The 25410-nt window shown below is 46.0% G+C and carries 3 protein-coding genes; all 3 read left to right on the top strand.

Annotated features, from left to right (window positions below; all coding sequences use genetic code 11):
• Window positions 1-118 precede the first annotated feature (118 nt).
• Complete coding sequence (locus tag MK370_RS03170) at window positions 119-10600, top strand: CshA/CshB family fibrillar adhesin-related protein (RefSeq protein ID WP_268684120.1); 10482 nt, start codon at window positions 119-121, stop codon at window positions 10598-10600.
• Window positions 10601-10809: 209 nt separating this feature from the next.
• Window positions 10810-16710: a CshA/CshB family fibrillar adhesin-related protein gene (locus MK370_RS03165; RefSeq protein ID WP_268684119.1), complete on the top strand. Its 5901-nt coding sequence runs from the start codon at window positions 10810-10812 to the stop codon at window positions 16708-16710.
• A gap of 343 nt (window positions 16711-17053) precedes the next feature.
• Complete coding sequence (locus MK370_RS03160) at window positions 17054-25366, top strand: CshA/CshB family fibrillar adhesin-related protein (protein ID WP_268684118.1); 8313 nt, start codon at window positions 17054-17056, stop codon at window positions 25364-25366.
• Window positions 25367-25410 lie beyond the last annotated feature (44 nt).

Here is a 25410-nt window from a genome sequence, read left to right as displayed (position 1 = left end):
TTTTTTTATGTGTCCATTTTTGGACACAATAGCCCTCAACTACAGTCATATCCATGGCTAACTAAATATAAATGTTGTATAATACCAGTTGCTATTAAATATTAATATAGGAGATTCTATGGGAAAAGAATTATTTAATCCCCATTTAAACAAGTTTTCAATTCGAAAATTAAATGTCGGAGTTTGCTCGGTATTATTATCTACCGTTTTCCTTTTAGGTACTGCGGCTACAGTAAATGCAGATGAAACTGCCAACGGATCTGTAGATGATAATATCTCACTGCCAGAAAAACCGACGGAGTCTGCTGTCAGTCAGCCAGTAAGTCAGCCTGTTCTTGAGAATACAGCAACATCTGCTGTTTCTGAAACAGCTAACTCAGAAGCAAGTGCTGATCAAAATCAGCTGGTAAGTCCAGCTGCAGCTCCAGAGCAAGCGACACCTGAAAAGTCACAAGAAGCTAATCAGACAGCTGAGACCTCTAATGAAGCTAGACCAGCTGAAACTAGTCGGACGCGCTCTTACTCAGTGCAATATACGCCAAAACCAAGTTCTGCAGCTATGCCTAGGTCTGAACGTAATGGCCAGCCGATGGAGAGAGGAACATCATTCCGTACTACCAGTCCTGCTGGCCAAGCTAGTTCTGCTATACAAGATGCAACAGCTAATCCTACAGTTTCTAAACCAACACTGGAAGAATCTGTAAGAAAACGCTCTGATGAGTTGATGAAGCAAGTAAACTGGCTAGATTTTGGTGATACAAAATCACTGAGAAATCTAGATAGAGATGGCTCCTTTAAAGTTGGAACGGTTTATGAAAAAGAGATTTCTCCAGGCTATGTGGTCAAACTGACTGTGACGGAATTGAAACCTTTCTATGCGACAGAGATCTATCGTGATCGAGTAAAGGGAACTGAGTACGAAAGCAGTTATGATCCCAATGCAAAAAATACTTGGCTTCAATATAACAATAGTAATAATTATGCTTATCAGTATTGGTATGGTGATGATTACCGTCCTAAAATTACTGGTGCTGCTCAAAATCAATGGTCTGCTATCAAGTCAGAAGGAATTGATACTAAAGGTCGTAAGACCCAACTGCAGGTTCCTAAAGATGAAGCCAACTATGGTGTGAAGTTCAAAGTTGAAGCTAGATACCGTGGGAAGCCAGTTAAAGCAACAGTTGTCATGGCTGATGGAGAAGAGGCAAACCCTGGTGAGTATGCTATCTTTACAACCAATGGTAAGGGTTGGGAACATTTGGCCGAGTGGAAGCGAACAGTTACAGACGCAAGTGGTGTGACTACTGAGATTACAGAAACCTATAAGCCAATGAAGCCTACTACAGAAGGCCAATTTATTGGAGATGATGGTACTGGTGTTCATTGGCAGGCCTATGTCAGTCCTGACCAAAAGACTGGCGGACTGGGAAGTCAAGTATTTGGACCTAACATTTCTAGAAATAATACGATTCCACTTGTGATGACTCGTGGTGCTTCAGAGGTTGGTATTTACATAGCTTCTTCTGGTCAGCAGGCTGCGATGATTGGTTTTATGGCAATTGATGAAGGGGATGCACCGGATTCCTATGGAAAAGCTATCCATGCTATTTCAAGATACAATGCAGAAACTGGCGGTCAAAATCCACAGCCATTCTTGGGCCGAGTGGAGGCTGATATTGATATCACATCTGGAAACAACTGGAAGCATGACGATCAGAATGATTTAGCCGATGAAGGTATTAATCAGCTCTTGTCTGATGATTTAGTCGGGAAAACCAATGGTCTTTTTCCAGTAAACCGTCTGCACGACGGAGATTATTCTCTCCGCATCCATGCTTCAGCTAACGGATACGAAAAAGCCTATGTTCGCGCCTGGATTGACTTCAATAATAATGGTGTCTTTGACGAAGACGAAGCCAGTGAATTTACCGAAGTAACAACTGCGGGAGATTATACTGTCAACTTTAAGAAGAATCCAGCCATGACCAATCCTGAACTTAGCAAGCTTGGAATGCGGATTCGTATCGCCTTGAACAAGGGAGATATTGAAAAGCCAACCGGAACTGCATTTAGTGGTGAGGTGGAAGACCTAGAAGTTGAACTGACCTATCCACCAAAAGGCGAGAAGAAGGAAAGTACTGGAATCCGTGATCAGAGACAGACAGCCACTCTTCATTTCACTCCTCAGGGGATTGCTCAAAATACTGAAAATCAGAAAGTAGCAATTGATACTACTAAAGCTCCGATTGTATTAGATGCGAGAGGAAATGAACTGACTGCTGATGCAGCAGGCTGGTATAACACTGCTGAAGGCCGTTATAAAGTAACAGCAAACGGTGCTGATGTGGATGTTGTCTACGAGCCTAAGGCTGGCTTTATCGGCACAGCTCAGGGAATTAACATCCGTCGTTTTGATACTAACGGCGAAAGTACAGATTGGATTGCCAAAAATCAGGCTGAAGCAGCCATCAATGACCAGCTCAACACTATGGATGGACGCTATGTGCCAACCGTGCTGAATGTTCCTAAGTATGAAACAAGGGATGCTCAAGGACTAACGCAAGAAAAGACGCCTATCTTTAATGATGGTGATGCTGGCAAAACCCCGGCAAGTCCGACTGCAGCAAATCCTGTAAAATTTGTGAAAGCAGATGGAACCACTACAGATGATACTAGAGTTCCAGCTTTATCAAATGGTCAGGAAATTGGTCGTTTTGAAGTCGAGCCTTCAACAGGTAAGATTACTTTCAAACCAAACAAAAACTTTGTTGGTACAGTGGATCCAGTTTCCGTTAAGATGATTGATGGCAAAGGCATTCCGCATCAAGCTGTTTATCAGCCAAAGGTGACACCTGTTCGACCAACGGCTCAAGGTGCTAACAGCGAGGGTATTCAAGGTGCTGTTCAGACAGGGCAGCTGACCTTCAATCCGGGCAATAATCGTGTACCTATTGATAGCAAGAAGTTGCCAACCTTTGATAATGACAGCCAAACTAAAACAGTTGCGGGTCTTGGTACCTATAAGGTGGATAATCAAGGTCTAGTTACCTTTACTCCACTGCCGACCTATACTGGACGTCCATCAGCAGAGACTATCAAGCGAGTAGATGTCAATGGAACAGAAGTAACAGCTACCTATCAGGTTGATGTAAAAGCAGCAGCACCAAGTGCGACAAATGCTGAAACCAGTGGCATACAAGGCCAAGTTCAGCGAGGCAAAGTCAGCTTCACAGAAGGTTCTGCGCAAGTCAACGGTCAAAAACAAACTGTGCCCTTTCCAGCTGATTCAACTCCGCTCTTCGACAATGGTTCGACTGTCAAAGAAGTGCCTACTGTTGGTAAGTTTGAAGTGGATGTGAATGGAAATGTAACCTTTACTCCAGAGAAACAATTTAAAGGCCTTACGCCGGACATCAGGATTACTCGTACAGATACGAATGGCAGCACAGCTACAGCTATCTACAAGGCGACAGTCACTGCTGTAACTCCAACAGGGACAAACATTACCAGCACTGGTAAGCAAGGCCGTCCACAGACAGGTAAGCCAAACTTTGTCAGTGGCAACCCAGATGTACCATTGGATAATGATACTCCAGCGACTTTCGAAGATGGAAGCAAGCGCAAGGTGGTTCCAAATGTCGGAATCTTTGAAGTGGCACCAGATGGATCTGTCACTTTCACACCGGACAAGCAATATGTTGGGACACCAGATCCTGTTGTTGTTAAGAGAGTAGATAAGAATGGTACGCCAGTGATGGCTAAGTATACGCCTACTGTTGAGAAAGTGACCCCAAGAGCAACTGGCGCTCAGACAAAAGGCCCTCAAGGTCAAGTTCAAAAAGGCAAGGTTACTTTTGAACCAGGAAGTCCTCAGGTTGGTTTCCCAGAAAACAGCACACCAGTCTTTGATACTGGCACGAATATGAAAGAAATTGCCAAAGTCGGTAAGTTCGAAGTGGACGGAGAGGGGAATGTAACCTTTACTCCAGTCAAAACGTTTGTCGGTAAGACACCAGAAGTTGAACTCAGCCGTGCAGATGTCAATGGCACAGTAGCTAAGGCCAAATATCGGGCGACTGTGACCGCTGTGACTCCGACGGGAACTGGAGATCAGACAGAAGGTCCGCAAGGCCAAGTTCAAAAAGGCCGTGTAACTTTTAAAGCTGGCGATCCAAAAGTAGGATTCCCAGCCAATAGCACACCAGTCTTTGACTCGGGTACGAATGTCAAAGAAATTGCCAAAGTTGGTAAGTTCGAAGTAGATGATGAGGGCAATGTCACCTTCACGCCAGACAAGAACTTTATAGGTGAAACGCCAGAAATTAGCATTTCTCGCAAAGATGCAAATGGCATTGCAGCAAAAGTCACTTATATCGCGACAGTTACATCAGTAACTCCAACAGGAACTAACGTGACTAGCACCGGTCCTCAAGGTCTTCCGCAAACGGGCACTCCGACCTTTGCGGGCGGCGATCCACTGGTTCCGATTGATGAAGCAGTCGAGCCAAGCTTCGACGATGGCAGCAAGGAAAAGATTATTCCAGGTCAGGGAACTTACACCATTGCTCCAGATGGCGCAGTGACCTTCACGCCGGAGAAGCAGTTTGTAGGCACACCAGAGCCAGTGACAGTGAAACGAGTAGATAAGAACGGTACACCAGTGACTGCGACATACAGTCCAGAGTTCACCAAGGTGACACCAACAGGAACTAATGTGACTAGCACCGGTCTACAGGGTATCTCGCAAACAGGTACCCCAACTTTCCAAGGTGGTGATCCGCTAGTTCCGATTGATGAAGCAGTCGAGCCAACTTTCAAAGATGGCAGCAAGGAAAAGGCTATTCCAGGCCAGGGGATTTACACCATCGCACCAGATGGCGCGGTGACCTTCACACCAGAAAAACAATATGTTGGTAGCCCAGAACCAGTGACGGTGAAACGTGTAGATAAGAATGGCACTCCAGTAACTGCGACTTACAGTCCAGAATTCACCAAGGTAACTCCAACAGGAACTGGTGATAAGACTGAAGGATTCCAAGGTCAGGTTCAAGAAGGCCATGTTACTTTCACACCAGGTCATGATTCTGTGCCGTTCCCAGCTGAAACAACTCCACTCTTCGATAACGGTTTGACTGTTAAAGAATTGCCAAATGTCGGTAAATTTGAAGTGGATGCTAATGGTAAGGTGACTTTCACGCCAAACAAGCAGTTTAAGGGGATCACTCCTGAGCTAACATTGATTCGAGCAGATGTGAATGGCACACCAGTAACAGTCAAATATCAAGCTGTGGTGAAAGAAGTGGTTCCAACGGGAACAAATATTACCAGCACTGGTGAGCAAGGCCGTCCACAAACGGGCAAGCCAAACTTCGTGAGCGGCACTCCGGGAGTTCCACTGGATAATGATACTCCGGCTGTTTTCGATGATGGAAGCAAGCGCAAGGTTGTTCCAAATGTTGGTATCTTTGAAGTGGCACCAGATGGTTCTGTTACCTTTACCCCAGATAAGCAATATGTTGGCACGCCAGATCCAGTTGTTGTTAAGCGAGTGGACAAAAATGGCACTCCTGTGACAGCCAATTACACGCCAACGGTTGAAAAAGTGACTCCAAGGGCCACAGGTGCTCAGACAGAGGGTCTTCAAGGCAAAGCTCAAAAAGGCAAGGTTACTTTTGAAGCCGGAAGTCCGCAAGTCGGATTCCCAGAAAACAGTACACCTGTCTTTGACACCGGCACGAATGTCAAAGAACTTACCAAAGTTGGTAAGTTCGAGGTTGATACAGAGGGGAATGTTACCTTCACACCAGTCAAATCGTTTGTCGGTAAGACACCAGAAGTTGAACTCAGCCGTACAGATGTCAACGGTACAGCAGCAAAAGCCAATTACCAAGCGACTGTGATTGCTGTTACCCCGACAGGTACTGGTGACAAGACAGAGGGTCTTCAAGGTCAGGTTCAAAAAGGTCATGTCATCTTCACGCCAGGCCATGAATTAGTTCCTTTCCCAGCAGGTTCGACTCCGCTCTTTGGTAACGGAAAAAATATTAAAGAAGTACCAAATATCGGTAAGTTCGAGGTGGATGCAGATGGCATTGTGACCTTCACTCCAGACAAACAGTTCAAGGGTGAGACACCAGAATTAGGAATTATTCGTGTGGATGCCAACGGCACCCCTGTTACAGTTAAGTACCAAGCGGTAGTGAAAGAAGTAACTCCGACAGGTACCACCGTTACGAGCACCGGTCCACAGGGTATCCCGCAAACAGGAACCCCAACTTTCAAAGCTGCGGATCCACTAGTTCCAATCGATGAAACAGTCGAGCCAACTTTCGACGATGGTAGCAAGGAAAAGACTATTCCAGGTCAAGGAACGTACACCATCACTCCAGATGGCGTAGTGACCTTCACGCCAGACAAGCAGTTTGTAGGTAAACCGGACCCAATCACAGTGAAGCGAGTGGACAAGAACGGCACACCAGTAACAGCGACCTACAGTCCAGAGTTCACTAAGGTAACTCCAACTGGTACTAATGCAACCAGCACCGGTCCACAAGGCCTTCCTCAAACTGGCACCCCAACTTTCCAAGGTGGTGATCCACTTGTTCCAATCAATGAAACAGTAGAGCCTACCTTCGCAGATGGAAGCAAGAAGAAGACCATTCCAGGTCAGGGAACTTACACTATTACTCCAGATGGCTCAGTGACCTTCACGCCAGACAAGCAGTTTGTTGGTAAACCAGATCCAATCACTGTGAAACGTGTGGATAAGAACGGAACGGAAGTGACTGCGACCTACAATCCAGAGTTCACCAAGGTAACTCCAACAGGTACTGGAGACAAGACAGAAGGCTTGCAAGGTCAAGTCCAGGAAGGCAAGGTGACCTTTACTCCAGGTCATGATTCTGTTCCGTTCCCAGCTGGTTCGACTCCGCTGTTTGATAACAATTCAACAGTTAAAGAAGTGCCGAATGTCGGTAAGTTCGAAGTGGATGCAGATGGCAAGGTAACCTTTACTCCAGACAAACAATTCAAGGGCGAAACGCCAGAACTTGAATTGACTCGCACTGATATCAATGGTACCCCTGTTACAGTTAAGTACCAAGCAGTAGTGAAAGGGGTAACACCAACAGCTACCACCTCAACCAGTACTGGTCCACAAGGCCGTCCACAAACGGGTAAACCAAACTTTGTCGGTGGCGACCCGCATGTACCACTGGATAATGATACTCCAGCTACTTTCGATGATGGAAGCAAACGCAAGGAAGTTCCAAATGTCGGTACTTTTGAAGTGGCACCAGATGGTTCTGTCACTTTTACACCTGACAAGCAATTTGTAGGCACACCAGATCCAGTTGTTGTTAAGCGAGTAGATAAGAATGGTACGCCAGTGACGGCTAAGTACACACCTACTGTTGAGAAAGTGACCCCAGTAGGAACTACTGCAACTAGCACTGGCCCACAAGGCCAACCACAAACTGGTACTCCAACCTTCACAGGTGGTGATCCTTTGGTTCCAATTGATGACTCAGTCGAGCCAAGCTTCGACGATGGTAGCAAGAAAAAGACCATCCCAGGTCAGGGAACTTACACGATTGCTCCAGATGGCTCAGTGACCTTTACTCCAGACAAGCAGTTTGTAGGCAAACCTGATCCAATCACTGTTAAACGCGTCGATAAGAATGGCACTCCAGTAACGGCAACCTACAGTCCAGAGTTTACCAAGGTTACTCCGACAGGTACTGGCACTAAGACAGAAGGTCTGCAAGGCCAAGTCCAAGAAGGCAAAGTGACCTTTACACCTGGTCATGATTCAGTTCCATTCCCAGCGGGCTCAACTCCATTATTTGACAATGGTTCTTCTGTCAAAGAAGTACCGAATGTCGGTAAGTTCGAAGTGGATGCAAATGGCAAGGTAACCTTTACCCCAGATAAACAGTTCAAGGGTGAAACACCAGAACTCGAATTGACTCGTACGGATGCCAATGGCACCGCTGTTACCGTCAAGTACCAAGCGGTAGTGAAAGAAGTGATTCCTACAGCTACCAATGCGACCAGCACTGGTAAACAAGGACGTCCACAGACAGGTAAGCCAAACTTTGTCAGTGGCAATCCAGATGTACCAATGGATAATGATGCTCCAGCTACTTTTGATGATGGAAGCAAACGCAAGGAAGTTCCAAATGTCGGTATTTTTGAAGTGGCACCAGACGGTTCTATTACTTTCACGCCAGACAAGCAATTTGTAGGCACACCAGATCCAGTTGTTGTTAAGCGAGTGGACAAGAATGGCACTCCTGTGACGGCTAAGTACACGCCTACTGTTGAGAAAGTGACTCCGACAGGCGCCGCCGCGACCAGCACAGGTCCTCAAGGCTTGCCTCAAACGGGTACTCCAACCTTCACAGGTGGTGATCCACTGGTTCCAATTGATGACTCAGTCGAGCCAAGCTTCGACGATGGCAGCAAGGAAAAGACTATTCCAGGTCAGGGAACTTACACCATTACTCCAGATGGCTCAGTGACCTTTACTCCAGAGAAGCAATTCGTAGGCAAACCTGACCCAATCACCGTGAAACGTGTGGACAAGAATGGTACGCCAGTGACAGCAACTTATATACCAGAATTCACCAAGGTAACTCCAACTGGTACTGGTGTCAAGACAGAAGGACTTCAAGGTCAAGTTCAAGAAGGCAAAGTAAGCTTCATCCCAGGCCACGACTCTGTTCCATTCCCAACTGGTTCGACTCCATTATTCGACAATGGTTCTTCTGTCAAAGAAGTACCGAATGTTGGTAAGTTTGAAGTGGATGCGGACGGCAAGGTGACCTTCACTCCAGACAAACAATTCAAAGGTGAAACACCAGAACTCGAATTGACTCGCACTGATGTCAATGGCACCCCTGTTACAGTCAAGTACCAAGCGGTGGTGAAAGAGGTAACTCCAACAGGCACCACCGTGATGAGCACTGGCCCACAAGGTCTTCCGCAAACAGGGACTCCAACTTTCAAAGGTGCGGACCCACTAGTTCCGATTGATGAGACTGTTGAGCCAACCTTTGCAGATGGAAGCAAGGAGAAGACCATTCCAGGTCAAGGAACTTACATCATCACTCCGGATGGAGCAGTGACTTTCACGCCAGAGAAGCAATTTGTAGGCAAACCAGATCCAATCACTGTGAAACGTGTGGATAAGAACGGTACGCCAGTGACTGCGACTTACAGTCCAGAGTTTGTCAAGGTAACTCCGACAGGTACTGGCACTAAGACAGAAGGTCTGCAAGGTCAGGTTCAAAAAGGTCAAGTGACTTTCACGCCAGGACATAAATTAGTTCCATTCCCAGCTGGTTCGACTCCACTCTTTGGTAACGGAAAGAATATTAAAGAAGTACCAAATGTTGGTAAGTTCGAAGTGGATGCGGATAACAAGGTGACCTTCACCCCAATAAAACAATTCAAGGGCGAAACATCAGAACAGGGATTAATTCGTTTAGACGCTAACGGAACTCATGTTATTGTCAAATATCAAGCAATAGTGAAAGCAGTAGTCCCAACTGGTAAAGATGCGACCTCTACGAATATCAAAGGCCATGTTCAAACTGGCACCCCTGTATTTGAAGCAGGTGATCCATTGGTGCCAATTGATGAGTCAGTCGAGCCAACCTTCGAAGACGGAAGCAAGGAAAAGACTATTTCGGGTCAGGGAACATATACCATCGCACCAGACGGTACAGTGACCTTCACTCCAGATGCTGATTTCCTTGGTCAGGGAAGTGGTGTGACTCTTGTCCGTCGTGATAAGAATGGCACTTCAGTTACAGCTCGCTATATTCCGACCGTAGTTGAACCATCAACTAGCAAGGACAGTGTATCTAGCGGTCGCAAGGGCCAAGCTCAAACAGGCACGCCAATCTTTGAAGGGGCGATTGACCAGGCAGTAGCTCCGACCTTTGCGGATGGCAGCACCGAAATGGTTGTCCCAGGCGAAGGAACTTACAGATTCACCGTTCTGGGAGCTGTGACCTTTGTGCCAGAAGCCGACTTTGTCGGAACTGCTCGCGGAGTTGTCGTGAAGCGTTCAGATATTTATGGCAATGCCGTAACAGCGACCTATACTCCGACTGTATTGGGAAGCACTGATACTATAGACAGTGGAAGTACGGGGCTTAAAGGCCAGCCTCAGACTGGAAAGCCTCTCTTTGAAGGGGATGTGGATACAACTGTTCCACCAACTTTCTCAGATGGCAGCACAGAAAAGGCTGTTCCAGGTCAAGGTACTTACACGATTGCACCAGATGGCACTGTGACCTTTGTGCCGGAAGCTGGCTTTGTCGGTCAAGCGGATGGTGTTACTGTTGTTCGTAAAGACCGCAATGGTCAGATGATTTCAGCAGTCTACGTTCCGACTGTGACAGAAGCTCCTGTTCAGCCAGAGCGTACGATTACACCTGCACCACCGTCTCTTTCCAAGAGCGAGAGTGCAAAAGCTCTTCCTAAGACTGGTACAGAAGAAACCTCATACATAGCTGCAAGCTTACTTGCGGGAGTATCAGGTTTGGGACTGATTGGCTTAGAGAAGAGAAAGAAAAAGTCTGAAGATTAAATGGTGAGAGCTTAGGTTTCAGACTCTGGATTGAAATAGGAAAGATTCGTTTATGGATCTTTCCTATTTTTTGTTAAAAATAGACTATTTTTAACAAAGTGTCTAATTACAATGTTAGTTTCTTACAATTATAGTTATATATATGGATAACTAAAATAGAATAGTGTATAATAAAGGCTGGAATTTAAATGATTATTTAGGAGATTATTATGGGAAAAGATTTGTTTAATCCACACCTGCGTAAGTTTTCGATTCGAAAACTAAACGTCGGTGTTTGTTCTGTGCTCTTATCGACCTTGCTTCTTTTGGGAGCAGCTGCGCAGGTTAGCGCTGATGAGACTGTTTCTTCTGGGACTCAAAGCGAGGTTTCTCAAAAAGGCATAGCTGATTCCTCAGTAAGTACTGCAGAATCAGTAAATTCACCTGCTGAGGAAAGTAAGCCAGCCACTTTCGCGGCCCAAGCAGAAGATGCGTCTGCGGTAACGACTGTATGGTCTGATTCAGATGGCAAGTCAACAAGTGAGCAGCCGGCGGCAGAAACTACCTCTGCACCAGCTGTTGTTCCTGCAGAAGTTAAGACTGAAGATAATGCCCAACCAGCTCCTGCTCAACCGGCAGGAACTACAGAGACTGCTCAGCCTAGTCGCTCTCGTCGCGTAAGACGGGATGCGGCACCTACTGGTCTGCGAGATGGTGCCCCTAACAACACCATTGAGAAGCCTACTTTGGCTGATTCTGAAAAAAAGAACCCGACAGACTTGATGAAGCAGATTAACTGGCTGGATCTTGGTGATAAAAGTGCCATCAGCAACTTAGATACGGACGATTCCTTTAAAGTTGGTACTGTTTATGAAAAAGAAATTTCACCAGGCTATCGTATTAAACTGACAGTGACGGAATTAAAACCCTTCCACTCAACAGAGATTTATCGTGACCGCGTCAAGGGTACTGAGTATGAAAACAGCTATGATCCGAATGCGAAAAACACTTGGTTCAGATATGTAAACGAAGACTATAGAAAGCAAGAAGCCGAAGGAGATTCAGCTAGACCGAAAATTATAGGAGCGGAACAGAATCAATGGACAGCCGTCCGAGACCAAGGGATTAACACCAATGGTCGAAAGACTCAATTACAAGTCCCTAAAAATGGTGCTAGCTATGGAATAAAATTTAAGGTAGAAGCGACTTACCTTGGAAAACCTGTAAAAGCGACGGTTATCATGGCAGATGGAGAAGAGGCCAATCCAGGGGAATACGCTATCTTCACGACCAATGGCCAAGGATGGGAACACTTGGCAGAATGGAAACGGGTCCGGCCAGATGGATCTGTAATTACCGACACTTATGCACCGATGAACCCTAACAGATATGGTCAATACATAGGGGATAATGCGACTATACCTGTAATCGACTGGACTGCTTTTACTAATCCAGATCAAAAAACAGGAGGCTTGGGATCTCAGGTCTTTGGTCCGAATACTTCTAAAGATCGCACAGTTCCGATTGTGATGACACGTGGTGCTTCAGAAGTTGGGATTTATATTGCTTCTTCTGGCCAGCAAGCTGCTATGATTGGTTTTATGGTAGTTGATGAGGGAGATGCTCCGGCTTCTTATGGAAATGCTGTTCATGCGATTTCTGGTTATGATTCCAATACAGGTGCAAGAACTCCTCAGCCATTCTTGGGTCGAGTTGAAGCTGATATTGATACTACTTCGGGTAATGACTGGAGAGATGATGACGATACTGATCACGCAGACGAAGGGGTTGATCAGCTCTTGCCTTCAGATTTGACTGGTAAGACAAATAACCTTTTCCGAGTTAATCGTCTTCAAAATGGTGACTACTCAGTTCGCCTGCAAGCCTCTGCCAATGGCAATAGCAAGGCCTATGTCCGTGCTTGGATTGATTTCAATCAAAATGGCGTTTTTGATGAAAATGAGGCCAGCGAATTTACTGAAGTAACAACGGCTGGTGACTATACTGTTAATTTTAAGAATAATCCAGCGATGACCAATCCTGCAGTTAGCAAGCTGGGAATGCGGGTCCGCATTGCCCTAAATAAGGGAGATATTGAAAAACCTACGGGAACAGCCTTTAGTGGGGAAGTAGAAGACTTAGAAGTCATCTTGACCTATCCACCGAAGGGAGAAAAGAAAGAAAGTTCAGGAATAATCGGCCAGCCTCAGAAAGCTACTCTTCAGTTTACACCTCAAGGTATTGATCAAAATGATGAAAGCAAGAAAGCGGCTATTGATACAACTGTAGCACCTGTCGTTTTGGACAATGCTGGAAATACATTAACAGCAGATGGCGATGGTTGGTACAATACTGCTGAGGGACGATATAAAGTAACAGCCAAGGGTGCAAATGTGGTTGTAATATTTGAACCTAGCACTGGCTATATCGGTACTACTCAAGGAATTAATATCCGCCGTGTTGATACTAATGGTGCAAGTACAGATTGGATTGCGAAGAATAATGGAGAACCTGTTATCAACGATAAGTTGAATAATATGGATGCCCGCTATATTCCGACTGTTTTGAATTTCACAGAACATCATTCGACGGACGCACAAGGCTTGCCTCAAGTGCAGGATATTGTCTTTAATGATGGCAATCCTGCTAAGACACCTGCTCAACCATCTGCAACGAATCCTGTCTTTTTCTTGGATGCTGATGGCAATCGTATTGTTGGAACAAGCGCAAAGGCAACATCGCAAGGCCAAGAAGTGGGAACCTTTGAGTTAGATCCAGCTACTGGGCGTGTGACTTTCACTCCAAATAAATCATTTGTGGGGACGGTCGACCCTGTTAACCTACAATTGCATGATACCGATGGAACAGAGCACCGTGCAACCTATCAACCAACAGTAACGCGTCTTGTTCCAACAGCACAAGGAGCAAACTCTGAAGGTATTCAAGGTGCTGAACAATCTGGTAATTTGATCTTTACGCCAGGTGATAATCGTGTGCCAATTAATGAGGCAGTTGCTCCAACTTTTGATAACGGTCAAACAACTAAGGTTGTTCCGAATGTCGGAACTTATATGGTTGATAACGCAGGTCGTGTAACCTTCCAACCAGTTCCTAGTTACACTGGCCGTCCAAGCGCTGAATCCGTTAAACGTGTTGATATGAACGGGACTGAAGTAACCGCTGCTTATCAAGCTGAAGTTAAGGCCGCAACTCCAACAGGTCAAGATACACAGACTGTTGGGCTTCAAGGACAACTTCAAACTAGCCAGCTTAACTTTACTCCAGGTCAAGCAACTGTTAATAACCAAACACAAACAGTCCCATTAAACCCAGCAGGACCACAATTCGTTGTGGATGGGCAGGTTCAACAGGGTAATACCTTGGCAGTTAGCGACGCAAGTGGCAAGCTACAAGGAACTTACACTGTTCAAGCTAATGGAGATATTAGCTTCCAACCTGCTCCTGATTTCTACGGAACGCCTACTCCTGCGCATCTTCGTGTAAGGGATAAGAACGGTTCTACTGCAGATGCAGTTTATTGGCCAAACGTTACGCAAGTAACTCCAACTAGCACTGATGCGACTAGCACTGGTCCTCAAGGTGTTCCTCAAACTGGTACCCCAACCTTCCAAGGTGGCACTCCACTGGTTCCAATTGATGACTCAGTAGAGCCAACTTTCGAAGATGGAAGTAAGGAGAAAAAGATTCCAGGCCAGGGAACTTACACCATTACTCCAGATGGCTCAGTAACCTTCACCCCAAACAAGCAGTTTGTAGGCAAACCAGATCCAGTCACTGTAAAACGTGTGGACAAGAATGGCACTCCAGTGACGGCTACCTACAGCCCAGAATTTACTAAGGTCACTCCTACAGGAACTGGGGCAACCAGCACAGGTCCTCAAGGTGTTCCACAAACAGGTACCCCAACATTTGAAGGTGGCGATCCACTGGTTCCAATCGATGAAACCGTTGAACCAACCTTCGAAGATGGAAGCAAGAAGAAGACCATTCCAGGTCAAGGAACATACACGATTGCTCCAGATGGCGCAGTGACTTTCACGCCAGACAAGCAATTTGTAGGGAAGCCAGATCCGGTTACTGTGAAACGTGTAGATAAGAATGGAACTGAAGTAATCGCAACTTACATACCAACTGTGACTAAGGTAACGCCAACCAGCACCAATGCAACAAGCACCGGACCTCAAGGTCTTCCGCAAACTGGCACTCCAACCTTTGCGGGTGGTGACCCACTAGTTCCGATTGATGAAACAGTGGAGCCAACCTTCGAAGATGGAAGCAAGAAGAAGACCATTCCAGGTCAGGGAATATACACTATCTCTCCAGATGGGGCAGTGACCTTCAGTCCAGACAAGCAATTTGTGGGTAAACCAGATCCAATTACTGTGAAACGTGTTGATAAGAACGGCACACCAGTGACTGCCACTTACAGTCCAGAGTTTACTAAGGTAACGCCAACCAGCACCAATGCAACAAGCACAGGCCCTCAAGGTCTTCCGCAAACTGGCACTCCAACTTTTGCGGGTGGTGACCCACTAGTTCCGATTGATGAAACAGTGGAGCCAACCTTCGAAGATGGCAGCAAGAAGAAGACCATTCCAGGTCAGGGAACATACACTATTGCACCAGATGGTGCAGTGACCTTCACTCCTGAGAAGCAATTCGTAGGCAAGCCAGATTCAGTTACTGTGAAACGTGTTGATAAGAACGGCACACCAGTGACATCGACCTACAGTCCAGAGTTTACTAAGGTTACGCCAACCAGCACCAATGCAACAAGCACCGGTCCTCAAGGTGTCCCTCAAACTGGCACACCGACTTTCCAAAGTGGCGACCCACTAGTTCCGATTGATGAAATCGTAGAGCCAAGCTTCGAAGATGGAAGTAAGGAGAAGAAGATTCCAGGCCAGGGCACTTACACCATCACTCCAGATGGCGTAGTGACTTTCACGCCAGACAAGCAGTTTGTAGGTAAGCCAGATCCAGTTACTGTGAAACGTGTTGATGAGAACGGTACACCAGTGATATCGACATACAGTCCAGAGTATACTAAGGTAACTCCAACTGGTAAAGATACCACATCTACGAATATCAAGGGTCATGTTCAGACTGGCACACCTGTCTTCGAAGCAGGTGATCCACTAGTTCCGATTGATGAGACGATTGCACCAAGCTTCGAAGACGGAAGCAAGGAAAAGACTATTCCAGGTGAGGGAACATATACCATCTCACCAGACGGTACAGTCACTTTCACCCCAGAAGCAGATTTTCTTGGCCAGGGTACTGGTGTGACCCTTGTCCATCGCGATAAGAATGGCACCTCAGTGACGGCTCGCTATGTTCCGACCGTAGTTGAACCATCAACTAGTAAGGACAGTGTGTCTAGCGGTCGCAAGGGTCAAGCTCAAACAGGCACGCCTACCTTTGAAGGGGCGATTGACCAAGCGGTAGCACCGACCTTTGCGGACGGCAGCACCGAAAAGGTTGTTCCGGGTGAGGGAACTTATAGGTTTACCGTTCTGGGGGCAGTGACCTTCGTACCAGAAGCTGACTTTGTCGGAACTGCCAGTGGAGTTGTCGTGAAGCGTTCAGATATTTATGGCAATGCCGTGACGGCTACCTATACCCCAACTGTTTTGGGAAGTACTGAAACAGAAGATACCAGCAGCACAGGTCTTAAAGGCCAGCCGCAGACTGGCAAGCCTCTCTTTGAAGGGGATGTGGATCCAACCGTTCCGCCAACATTCGAGGATGGCAGCACAGAAAAAGTTGTTCCAGGTCAAGGTACTTACACGATTGCGCCAGATGGCACTGTGACCTTTGTGCCGGAAGCTGGCTTTGTCGGTCAATCTGACGGCGTAACAGTGATTCGTAAAGATCGCAATGGTCAGACGATTTCAGCAGTCTACATTCCGACTGTGACAGAAAATCTTGTTCAGCCAGAGCGGACGATTACACCTGCACCACCGTCTCTTTCTAAGAGTGAGGGTGCAAAAGCTCTTCCTAAGACCGGTACAGAAGAAACCTCATACTTGGCTGCAAGCTTACTTGCGGGAGTATCAGGTTTGGGACTGATTGGCTTAGAGAAGAGAAAGAAAAAGTCTGAAGACTAAAAATTAAGAATTTAGGTTTCATATACTAAATTAAAAGAGGAAAGATTCGTTAGTGAATCTTTTTTCTTTATATTCAAAGAAATAAATCTTAAAAACTTCATAATAATAGCATTTCTAAAATGTTAAACATTAAAGTAGAATCTAAGATACTCTCAGATTTATTTAATTTATAAGGATTTTTCTATGGTCTATTTTTTCTTTCGTTTAAAAAATAGACTATAAATTATTTTGTGTCCATTTTTTTTAAAAAATTTTATATAATTATAGTTATATATATAGCTAACTAAAATGGAATGTTGTATAATAAAACTATTGTAACTAGATGATTATTTAGGAGATTATTATGGGAAAAGATTTATTTAATCCTCACCTGCGTAAGTTTTCGATTCGAAAACTAAACGTCGGTGTTTGTTCTGTGCTCTTGTCAACTCTGCTTCTTTTGGGAGCAGCGGCACAAGTTAGTGCTGACGAAGCCAGTGATTCTGGTGCCCAAAACGAAGTTTCGCAAACAGGAATATCGGAAACATCAGTGAATTCTGCTGAAACTGTGGCTTCTGAACATTTACAAGCAAAAGAAAGTTCAGCACTTGCTTTTGCTACTGAGACCCCTCAATCAGATGATAATCCTAGTCCAAGAAGCTCAGAACCTGAGAAAGTTGAAGAATCTACTGAATCTACAGCAACTAAACCAGTTGAGAATACTCAACCAATCACTGTTCACCCAGAAACATCTAACGCGACTGTCGTGGCTGAAAAGTCAGAAGCAACCGCAGATCTAGATCAGCCTAATCGCTCTCGTCGTGTGAGACGGGATGCTACACCTACTGGACAACAGAACAGCGTAACAACAGGAGTTCCGATAGGTACTGGACCAGCTGGGGCAGATGATGCTACCTCTACGCCACGATTACCTAAACCAAGCTTGGAGGAATCTGTCAAGAAAGATAGTACCCAATTAGCCAAACAGATTACTTGGCTTGATTTTTCGGATACTGCAAGTTGGAAAGGATTGGATTCACGAGGCGGACTCCAAGTAGGAACGACCTTCAAGAAGGAAATTTCACCGGGCTATGAAGTAACCCTGACGGTCACTGAGCTTAAACCTTTTAACTCGACTGAAACTTATAGAAAACGGGTTGAAGGAACACCTACAGCAAATACTTATGACCCAAATGCTCAGAATGGATATTTAAAGTCTGCTCCACAATATGGGAAAACACCTCCTACAGTGACGGGGGCAATCCAGAACCAATGGACTTCTATCCGTGATCAAGGTTTTAATACGCAAGGACGAAAGACCCAGCTGGTTTACCCAGAGAACTCAACCAACTGGGGAGTGAAATTCCAAATTGAAGCAACCTATCTCGGTAAGCGCGTGGCTCCTACAGTGGTTATGGCTGATGGTGAAGATGCCAACCCAGGTGAATTTGCTATTTTCACTACTAACGGAGAAGGATGGGAATATCTCGGTGAATGGAAGAATAAGAGTACTGCCAAAGAAGCCTACACCGTTATTACCAAGCAAATGTTGGATGATGAAAATGTAAAAAGAAGAGGTCTCTTAATCTTAAGAGATACAAGCGTAGACTGGTATAAGTACCTCAGTCCGGATACTGTGACAGGTGGTCTGGGGACTCAGGTCTTTGGACCAAACCGTTCTAACGAACGGACGGTTCCTGTGGTGATGACACGAGGAGCTTCTGAAGTAGGATTTTATGTAGCATCATCTGGGCAACAGGCTATGATGATGGGATTTTTAGTGGTGGATGGAAGTGATGCGCCAGCGACTTATGGCGAAGCCTTCCATACCATTTCAGGACGTGATTCGGTGACTGGTAAGCTAATTAATCAGCCTTACTTAGGGACTACTCCAGCAGACATTGATGTTGATACAGCTAATAATTGGGTTCTGGACGATAAAAAGGAACATAAGGACGAGGGGGCCAGCCAATTACTAGCGGACGATCAATTAAGTACTTCTAATGATTTGCTTGATTTAGACAAAGCAAAAAATGGAACTTATACGATTAAAATCAAAGCTAACCCAAATGGCAATGCTAAATCCTATGTCAAGGCCTGGATAGACTTCAACCAGAATGGGACCTTTGAAGATAACGAAGCTAGTGATGTCAAGACTATTACGGCTGCCGGCGACCACACCTTAACTTTTCAGGCTATTCCTGGGCTGGCTGGCGGTCAAGTGGACAAATTGGGTATGCGTTTCCGTATTGCCACAAATGCAGGCGATATTGAGCAACCAACTGGTATTGCCTTTAGCGGTGAAGTAGAAGATATGCTCTTGCACCGCATTTATCCTCCAAAGGGGGAGAAGCAGACTACAGACGGCTTTACAGGCGAGACTCAAACTGCGATTCTTCACTTCACACCTAAAGGAACGGATCGCTCAGACGACAGTATCAATGCAGTTATGAGCACCCAAGCGCCTCAGGTTTTGGATAAGCAAGGCCAAGTTCTGACAGCCGTTGATGGCAACTATATTCGTCCAGAAGGGACTTATCACTTGACCGTCAAGGACAATGACGTGCAAGTTGCCTTCACATCAAATGCAGACTTCTCAGGGACGACTGAGGGTATTAACATCCGTTGGACTGACAGCAATGGTACCTCGACTGGTTGGACTTCGACAGATGCTTCTGACCCTAATAAGAATGATCAATTGACTACAATGGATGGCCGTTATGTACCAACAGTCCGTAAAATTCCAAACTACGAATCAAGTGGTCTTCAGGGACTGGAACAAAACAAAACGTTAGTCTTTAACGATGATGATGCGAATACGCCCCCTGTTACGCCAGATGCTTCTCGTCCGGCTAGCTTCGTGGATGCGAATGGACGGCTAGTAACAGACAATACGGTGCCTGCCATGACCAATGACCAGCAAGTGGGAACCTATGAATTGGATCCAAATACCGGCCAAGTGACCTTCAAGCCTATCAAGACTTTTTATGGCACGCCAGCCCCAGTGGTAGTTCAAGTCAGTGATACCGACGGTAAAGCACACCGAGCACGTTATCAACCTAAGGTAACCCAAGTAACGCCAAGAAGTACCAATGCTGAATCAACTGGTCTTCAAGGTCAAGCACAAAGTGGTAAGCCAACTTTCACTGCAGGTGACCAACAAATCCCAATTGACATGAGCAAAGCCATGACTTTTGAAAATGGGACGGACACCTTGGAAGTGGCGAATGAAGGAACTTATACTATCAATTCAGATGATACCATTACCTTCAAGCCGCTTAAGCAATTCACTGGCAAGGCGACACCAGTTACGGTTAAACGCGTAGATGCCAACGGCACAGAAGTGACTGCTACCTATACACCTAACGTGACCAAGGTCACACCAACCAGCACACCTGCTACTTCATCAGGTCCTCAAGGGGTGCCACAAACAGGAACGCCAGTCTTCAAGGAAGGTGATTCAGCGGTCCCAATCGATATGACCAAGCCCATGACCTTTGACGATGGTCAGCCTAAGAAGACAGTTGCTGGCATAGGTGAATACACCATTAATTCAGATGGTTCTATTACCTTTACCCCAGATAAACAATACGTCGGGACCCCAGCCCCCGTTACTGTCAAACGAGTTGACGAAAATGGCACCCAAGTAAGAGCAACCTATACACCAACTGTTACCAAGGTAACTCCGACTGGTACTGGTGATAAAACTGAAGGATTGCAGGGTCAGGTTCAAGAAGGTCATGTTACTTTCACACCAGGTCATGATTCTGTGCCGCTCCCAGCTGAAACAACTCCACTTTTTGACAATGGTTTGACTGTTAAAGAGGTCCTAAACGTTGGTAAATTTGAAGTGGATGCTAATGGTAAGGTGACCTTCACGCCAGACAAGCAGTTTAAGGGAACCACTCCTGAGCTGACATTGATTCGAGCAGATGTGAATGGCACTCCTGTTACAGTCAAATACCAAGCAGTGGTGAAAGAAGTGGTTCCTACAGGTACCAATGCGACTAGCACAGGTCTTCAAGGTCTACCACAATCAGGTACACCTACTTTCACTGCGGGTGACAAAGCTGTGCCGATTGATATAGCCCAACCAATGACCTTTGAAGATAATCAAACAACTAAGAAGGTAGACAAGGTCGGTACTTATGTCATTGAGTCAGATGGCTCGATTACTTTCACTCCAGAAAAGCAATATGTTGGTACACCAACACCAGTTACAGTTAAACGTGTAGATACGAATGGAACGGAAGTAACCGCCACTTACACGCCAACGGTAACACGGGTCACACCAACTAGCACCAATGCTGAGTCAACAGGCCTGCAAGGACAACCACAAAGCGGCAAGCCGATCTTTACCCCAGGTGATCAAGCAGTCCCAATCGATATGACCAAGCCCATGACTTTTGAAAATGGGACTGACAATTTAGTAGTAGCTGATCAAGGAACTTATACCATTAATTCAGACGGTTCCATTACCTTTAAGCCGGAGAAGAAATTTACTGGCAAGGCGACCCCAGTGACGGTCAAACGTGTAGATGCGAATGGCACCGAAGTGACAGCTAAATATACTCCTACTGTTGAAGAAGTTGTTCCAAACGCAACTGGTGATCAGACTGAAGGTCTACAAGGATTGGTTCAGAATGGTAAGATTACTTTTGAAGCCGGAAGACCAGAAGTTGGTTTTTCAGCAGATAATTCCCCAGTTTTTGACACTGGTACTAATGTGAAAGAAATTGAAAATGTTGGCAAGTTTGAAGTGGATATTGATGGTAATATTACCTTTACTCCGGTTAAGACATTCGTAGGTAAAACGCCAGAAATTGAAGTCAGTCGTGCAGATGTCAACGGTACCCTTGCGAAGGCAAAATATCAAGCAACAGTAACGGCTGTAAAGCCAACTGGTGTTGGAAACAAGACAGAAGGCCTGCAAGGTCAAGTTCAAGAAGGTAAAGTTACCTTCACACCTGGCCATGACTCAGTTCCATTCCCTGCGAATTCAACACCATTGTTTGATAATAATTCAACAGTGAAAGAAGTACAGAATGTCGGTAAGTTTGAAGTAGATGCAAATGGTAAAGTGACCTTCACGCCAGACAAGCAGTTTAAGGGTGAGACACCGGAACTTGAATTGACTCGCACCGATACCAATGGCACTCCTGTTACAGTCAAATACCAAGCAGTGGTGAAAGAAGTGGTTCCAAGAGGCACCGATGCGACTAGCACAGGTCCTCAGGGCGTTCCGCAAACAGGTAGCCCAAGCTTCCAAGGTGGTGATCCACTTGTTCCGATTGATATGGATTCTCCAATGACATTTGAAGATGGTCAACCTAAGAAGACGGTTCAAGGAGTAGGGGAATATACCATCAACTCAGATGGTACTATCACCTTCACGCCAGACAAACAGTATGTGGGGACCCCAACTTCAGTTACTGTTAAACGTGTAGATAAAAACGGAACGGAAGTGACTGCCACCTATACGCCAACGGTAATACGGGTAACGCCTACCAGCACCAATGCTGAATCAACCGGCCTTCAAGGTCAACCGCAAAGTGGCAAGCCAACTTTCAGTCCAGGTGACCAAGCGGTTCCAATCGATATGACCAAGCCAATGACTTTCGAAGATGGAACTGATACTTTGGTAGTGGCTAATCAAGGAACTTATACCATTAATTCAGATGGTTCCATTACTTTCACTCCAGATAAGCAATTCACTGGCAAGGCGACACCTGTTAGGGTTAAACGAGTCGATGCTAACGGCACAGAAATAACGGCTACTTATACCCCAGAAGTTACCAAGGTAACTCCAACTGGCACCAATGCTGAATCAACTGGCATTCAAGGTCAGCCGCAATCAGGCACACCTAGTTTCACTCCTGGCAACTCAGCTGTTCCGATTGACATGGATAGTCCAATGACCTTCGAAGAAGGTCAGTCTAAGAAGACCGTTCCAGGAGTAGGGGAATACACTATCAACTCAGATGGTTCTGTCACCTTTACTCCAGAGAAACAGTATATTGGTACACCAACACCAGTCACTGTGAAACGTGTAGATAAGAATGGAACTGAAGTAACCGCTACTTATACTCCGACAGTGACGAAAGTGACTCCAACTGGTACTAGTGCAACGAGCACAGGTCCTCAAGGTGTTCCACAAACCGGTACTCCAACCTTTGCGGGTGGTGATCCACTAGTTCCAATTGATGAAACAGTTGAGCCAACTTTCGGAGATGGAGGTAAGGAGAAGACTATTCCAGATCAAGGAACATACACGATTGCTCCAGATGGCGCAGTGACTTTCACGCCAGACAAGCAATTTGTAGGTAAACCGAATCCAATCTCTGTAAAACGCGTCGATAAGAATGGCACGCCAGTAACTGCAACGTACAGTCCAGAGTTCACTAAAGTAACTCCAACTGGTACTGGTGATAAGACAGAAGGCTTGCAAGGTCAGGTTCAAGAAGGTCATGTTATCTTCACTCCAGGCCATGATTCCGTTCCATTCCCAGCGGGCTCAACTCCACTGTTTGATAATGGTTCAGCAGTTAAAGAAGTGCTAAATGTCGGTAAGTTCGAAGTGGACGCAGACGGTAAGGTAACTTTCACACCAGACAAGCAATTCAAGGGGGAAACGCCAGAACTGGAATTGACTCGGACTGATGCGAATGGAACTCCAGTAACCGTCAAATATCAAGCAGCAGTGAAAGAAGTGATTCCAACCAGCACCAATGCAACAAGCACCGGTCCTCAAGGTGTCCCTCAAACTGGCACACCGATCTTCGCGAGCGGCGATCCACTGGTTCCAATTGATGGCTCAGTAGAGCCAACTTTCGAAGATGGAAGTAAGGAGAAGAAGATTCCAGGCCAGGGCACTTACACCATCACTCCAGATGGCGCAGTGACTTTCACGCCAGACAAGCAGTTTGTAGGTCAGCCAGATTCAGTAATTGTGAGACGTGTTGACAAGAACGGCACACCAGTGACAGCGACCTACAGTCCAGAGTTTACGAAAGTGATTCCTACAGGAACTGGTGAGAAGACAGAAGGCCTGCAGGGTCAGGTTCAAGAAGGAAAAGTCACCTTCACCCCAGGCCATGACTCTGTTCCATTCCCGGCTGGTTCGACTCCGTTCTTTGACAATGGTTCTTCTGTCAAAGAAGTACCGAATGTTGGTAAGTTCGAAGTGGATGCAAATGGCAAGGTAACCTTTACCCCAGATAAACAGTTCAAGGGTGAAACACCAGAACTCGAATTGACTCGTACGGATGCCAATGGCACCGCTGTTACCGTCAAGTATCAAGCGGTAGTGAAAGAAGTGATTCCTACAGCTACCAATGCGACTAGCACTGGTCCTCAAGGTGTTGCGCAAACTGGTACTCCAACTTTCCAAGGTGGTGATCCACTGGTTCCAATTGATGACTCAGTAGAGCCAAGCTTCGAAGATGGTGCCAAGGAAAAAGTAATTCCAGGTCAGGGAACTTATACCATCGCACCAGACGGGGCAGTGACCTTCACTCCAGACAAGCAATTTGTAGGCAGTCCAGATCCAGTTGTCGTTAAGCGGGTAGATAAGAACGGTACGCCAGTAACGGCAACTTATAGTCCAGAGTTTGCCAAGGTAACTCCGACTGGTAAAGATACCACATCTACAAATATCAAGGGTCATGTTCAAACCGGTAAACCTGTCTTCGAGGCAGGTGATCCATTGGTTCCAATTGATGAGACAATTGCGCCAACCTTTGAAGATGGAAGCAAGGAAAAGACCATTCCGGGTCAGGGAACCTATACTATCTCACCAGACGGTACAGTCACTTTCACTCCAGAAGCTGATTTCCTTGGTCAGGGAAGCGGTGTGACCCTTGTCCGTCGTGATAAGAATGGCAGCTTAGTGACGGCTCGCTATATTCCGACCGTAGTTGAACCATCAACTAGCAAGGACAGTGTATCTAGCGGTCGCAAGGGTCAAGCTCAAACAGGCACGCCTACCTTTGAAGGGGCGATTGACCAGGCAGTAGCACCGATCTTTGCGGATGGCAGCACCGAAATGGTTGTCCCAGGTGAGGGAACTTACAGGTTCAATATGCTGGGAGCAGTGACCTTTGTGCCGGAAGCCGACTTTGTCGGAACTGCTCGCGGAGTTGTCGTGAAGCGTTCAGATATTTATGGAAATACCGTGACGGCTACCTATACCCCAACTGTTTTGGGAAGCACTGCCACAGAAGATACCGGCAGCACTGGTCTCAAAGGCCAGCCTCAGACTGGTAAACCTATCTTTGAAGGAGACGTGGATTCAACCGTTCCGCCAACTTTCGAGGATGGCAGCACAGAAAAGGTTGTTCCAGGTCAAGGGACTTACACGATTGCCCCAGATGGCACTATAACCTTTGTACCGGAAACTGGCTTTGTAGGTCAAGCTGACGGTGTGACAGTGATTCGCAAAGACCGCAATGGTCAAACGATTTCAGCAGTCTATGTTCCGACTGTGACAGAAGTTCCTGTTCAGCCAGAGCGGACCATTACACCTGCACCGCCGTCTCTTTCCAAGAGTGAGGGTGCAAAATCCCTTCCTAAGACCGGTACAGAAGAAACCTCATACTTAGCTGCAAGCTTACTTGCGGGAGTATCAGGTTTGGGACTGATTGGATTAGAGAAGAGAAAGAAAAAGTCTGAAGACTAACATAGGCTTGAAGAAATTCTATTAATGAACTAGAAGAATTTCGG

The sequence above is a fragment of the Streptococcus sanguinis genome, from assembly GCF_026781265.1.
Lineage (GTDB): Bacteria > Bacillota > Bacilli > Lactobacillales > Streptococcaceae > Streptococcus > Streptococcus sanguinis_T.
This window is presented reverse-complemented; position numbering and strand designations above follow the sequence as displayed.

What these genes read in the sequence shown, in the direction of transcription:
- MK370_RS03160 (WP_268684118.1), top strand. Translation starts at nt 17,054, where the DNA reads ATGGGAAAAGATTTATTTAATCCTCACCTGCGTAAGTTTTCGATTCGA.
- MK370_RS03170 (WP_268684120.1), top strand. Translation starts at nt 119, where the DNA reads ATGGGAAAAGAATTATTTAATCCCCATTTAAACAAGTTTTCAATTCGA.
- MK370_RS03165 (WP_268684119.1), top strand. Translation starts at nt 10,810, where the DNA reads ATGGGAAAAGATTTGTTTAATCCACACCTGCGTAAGTTTTCGATTCGA.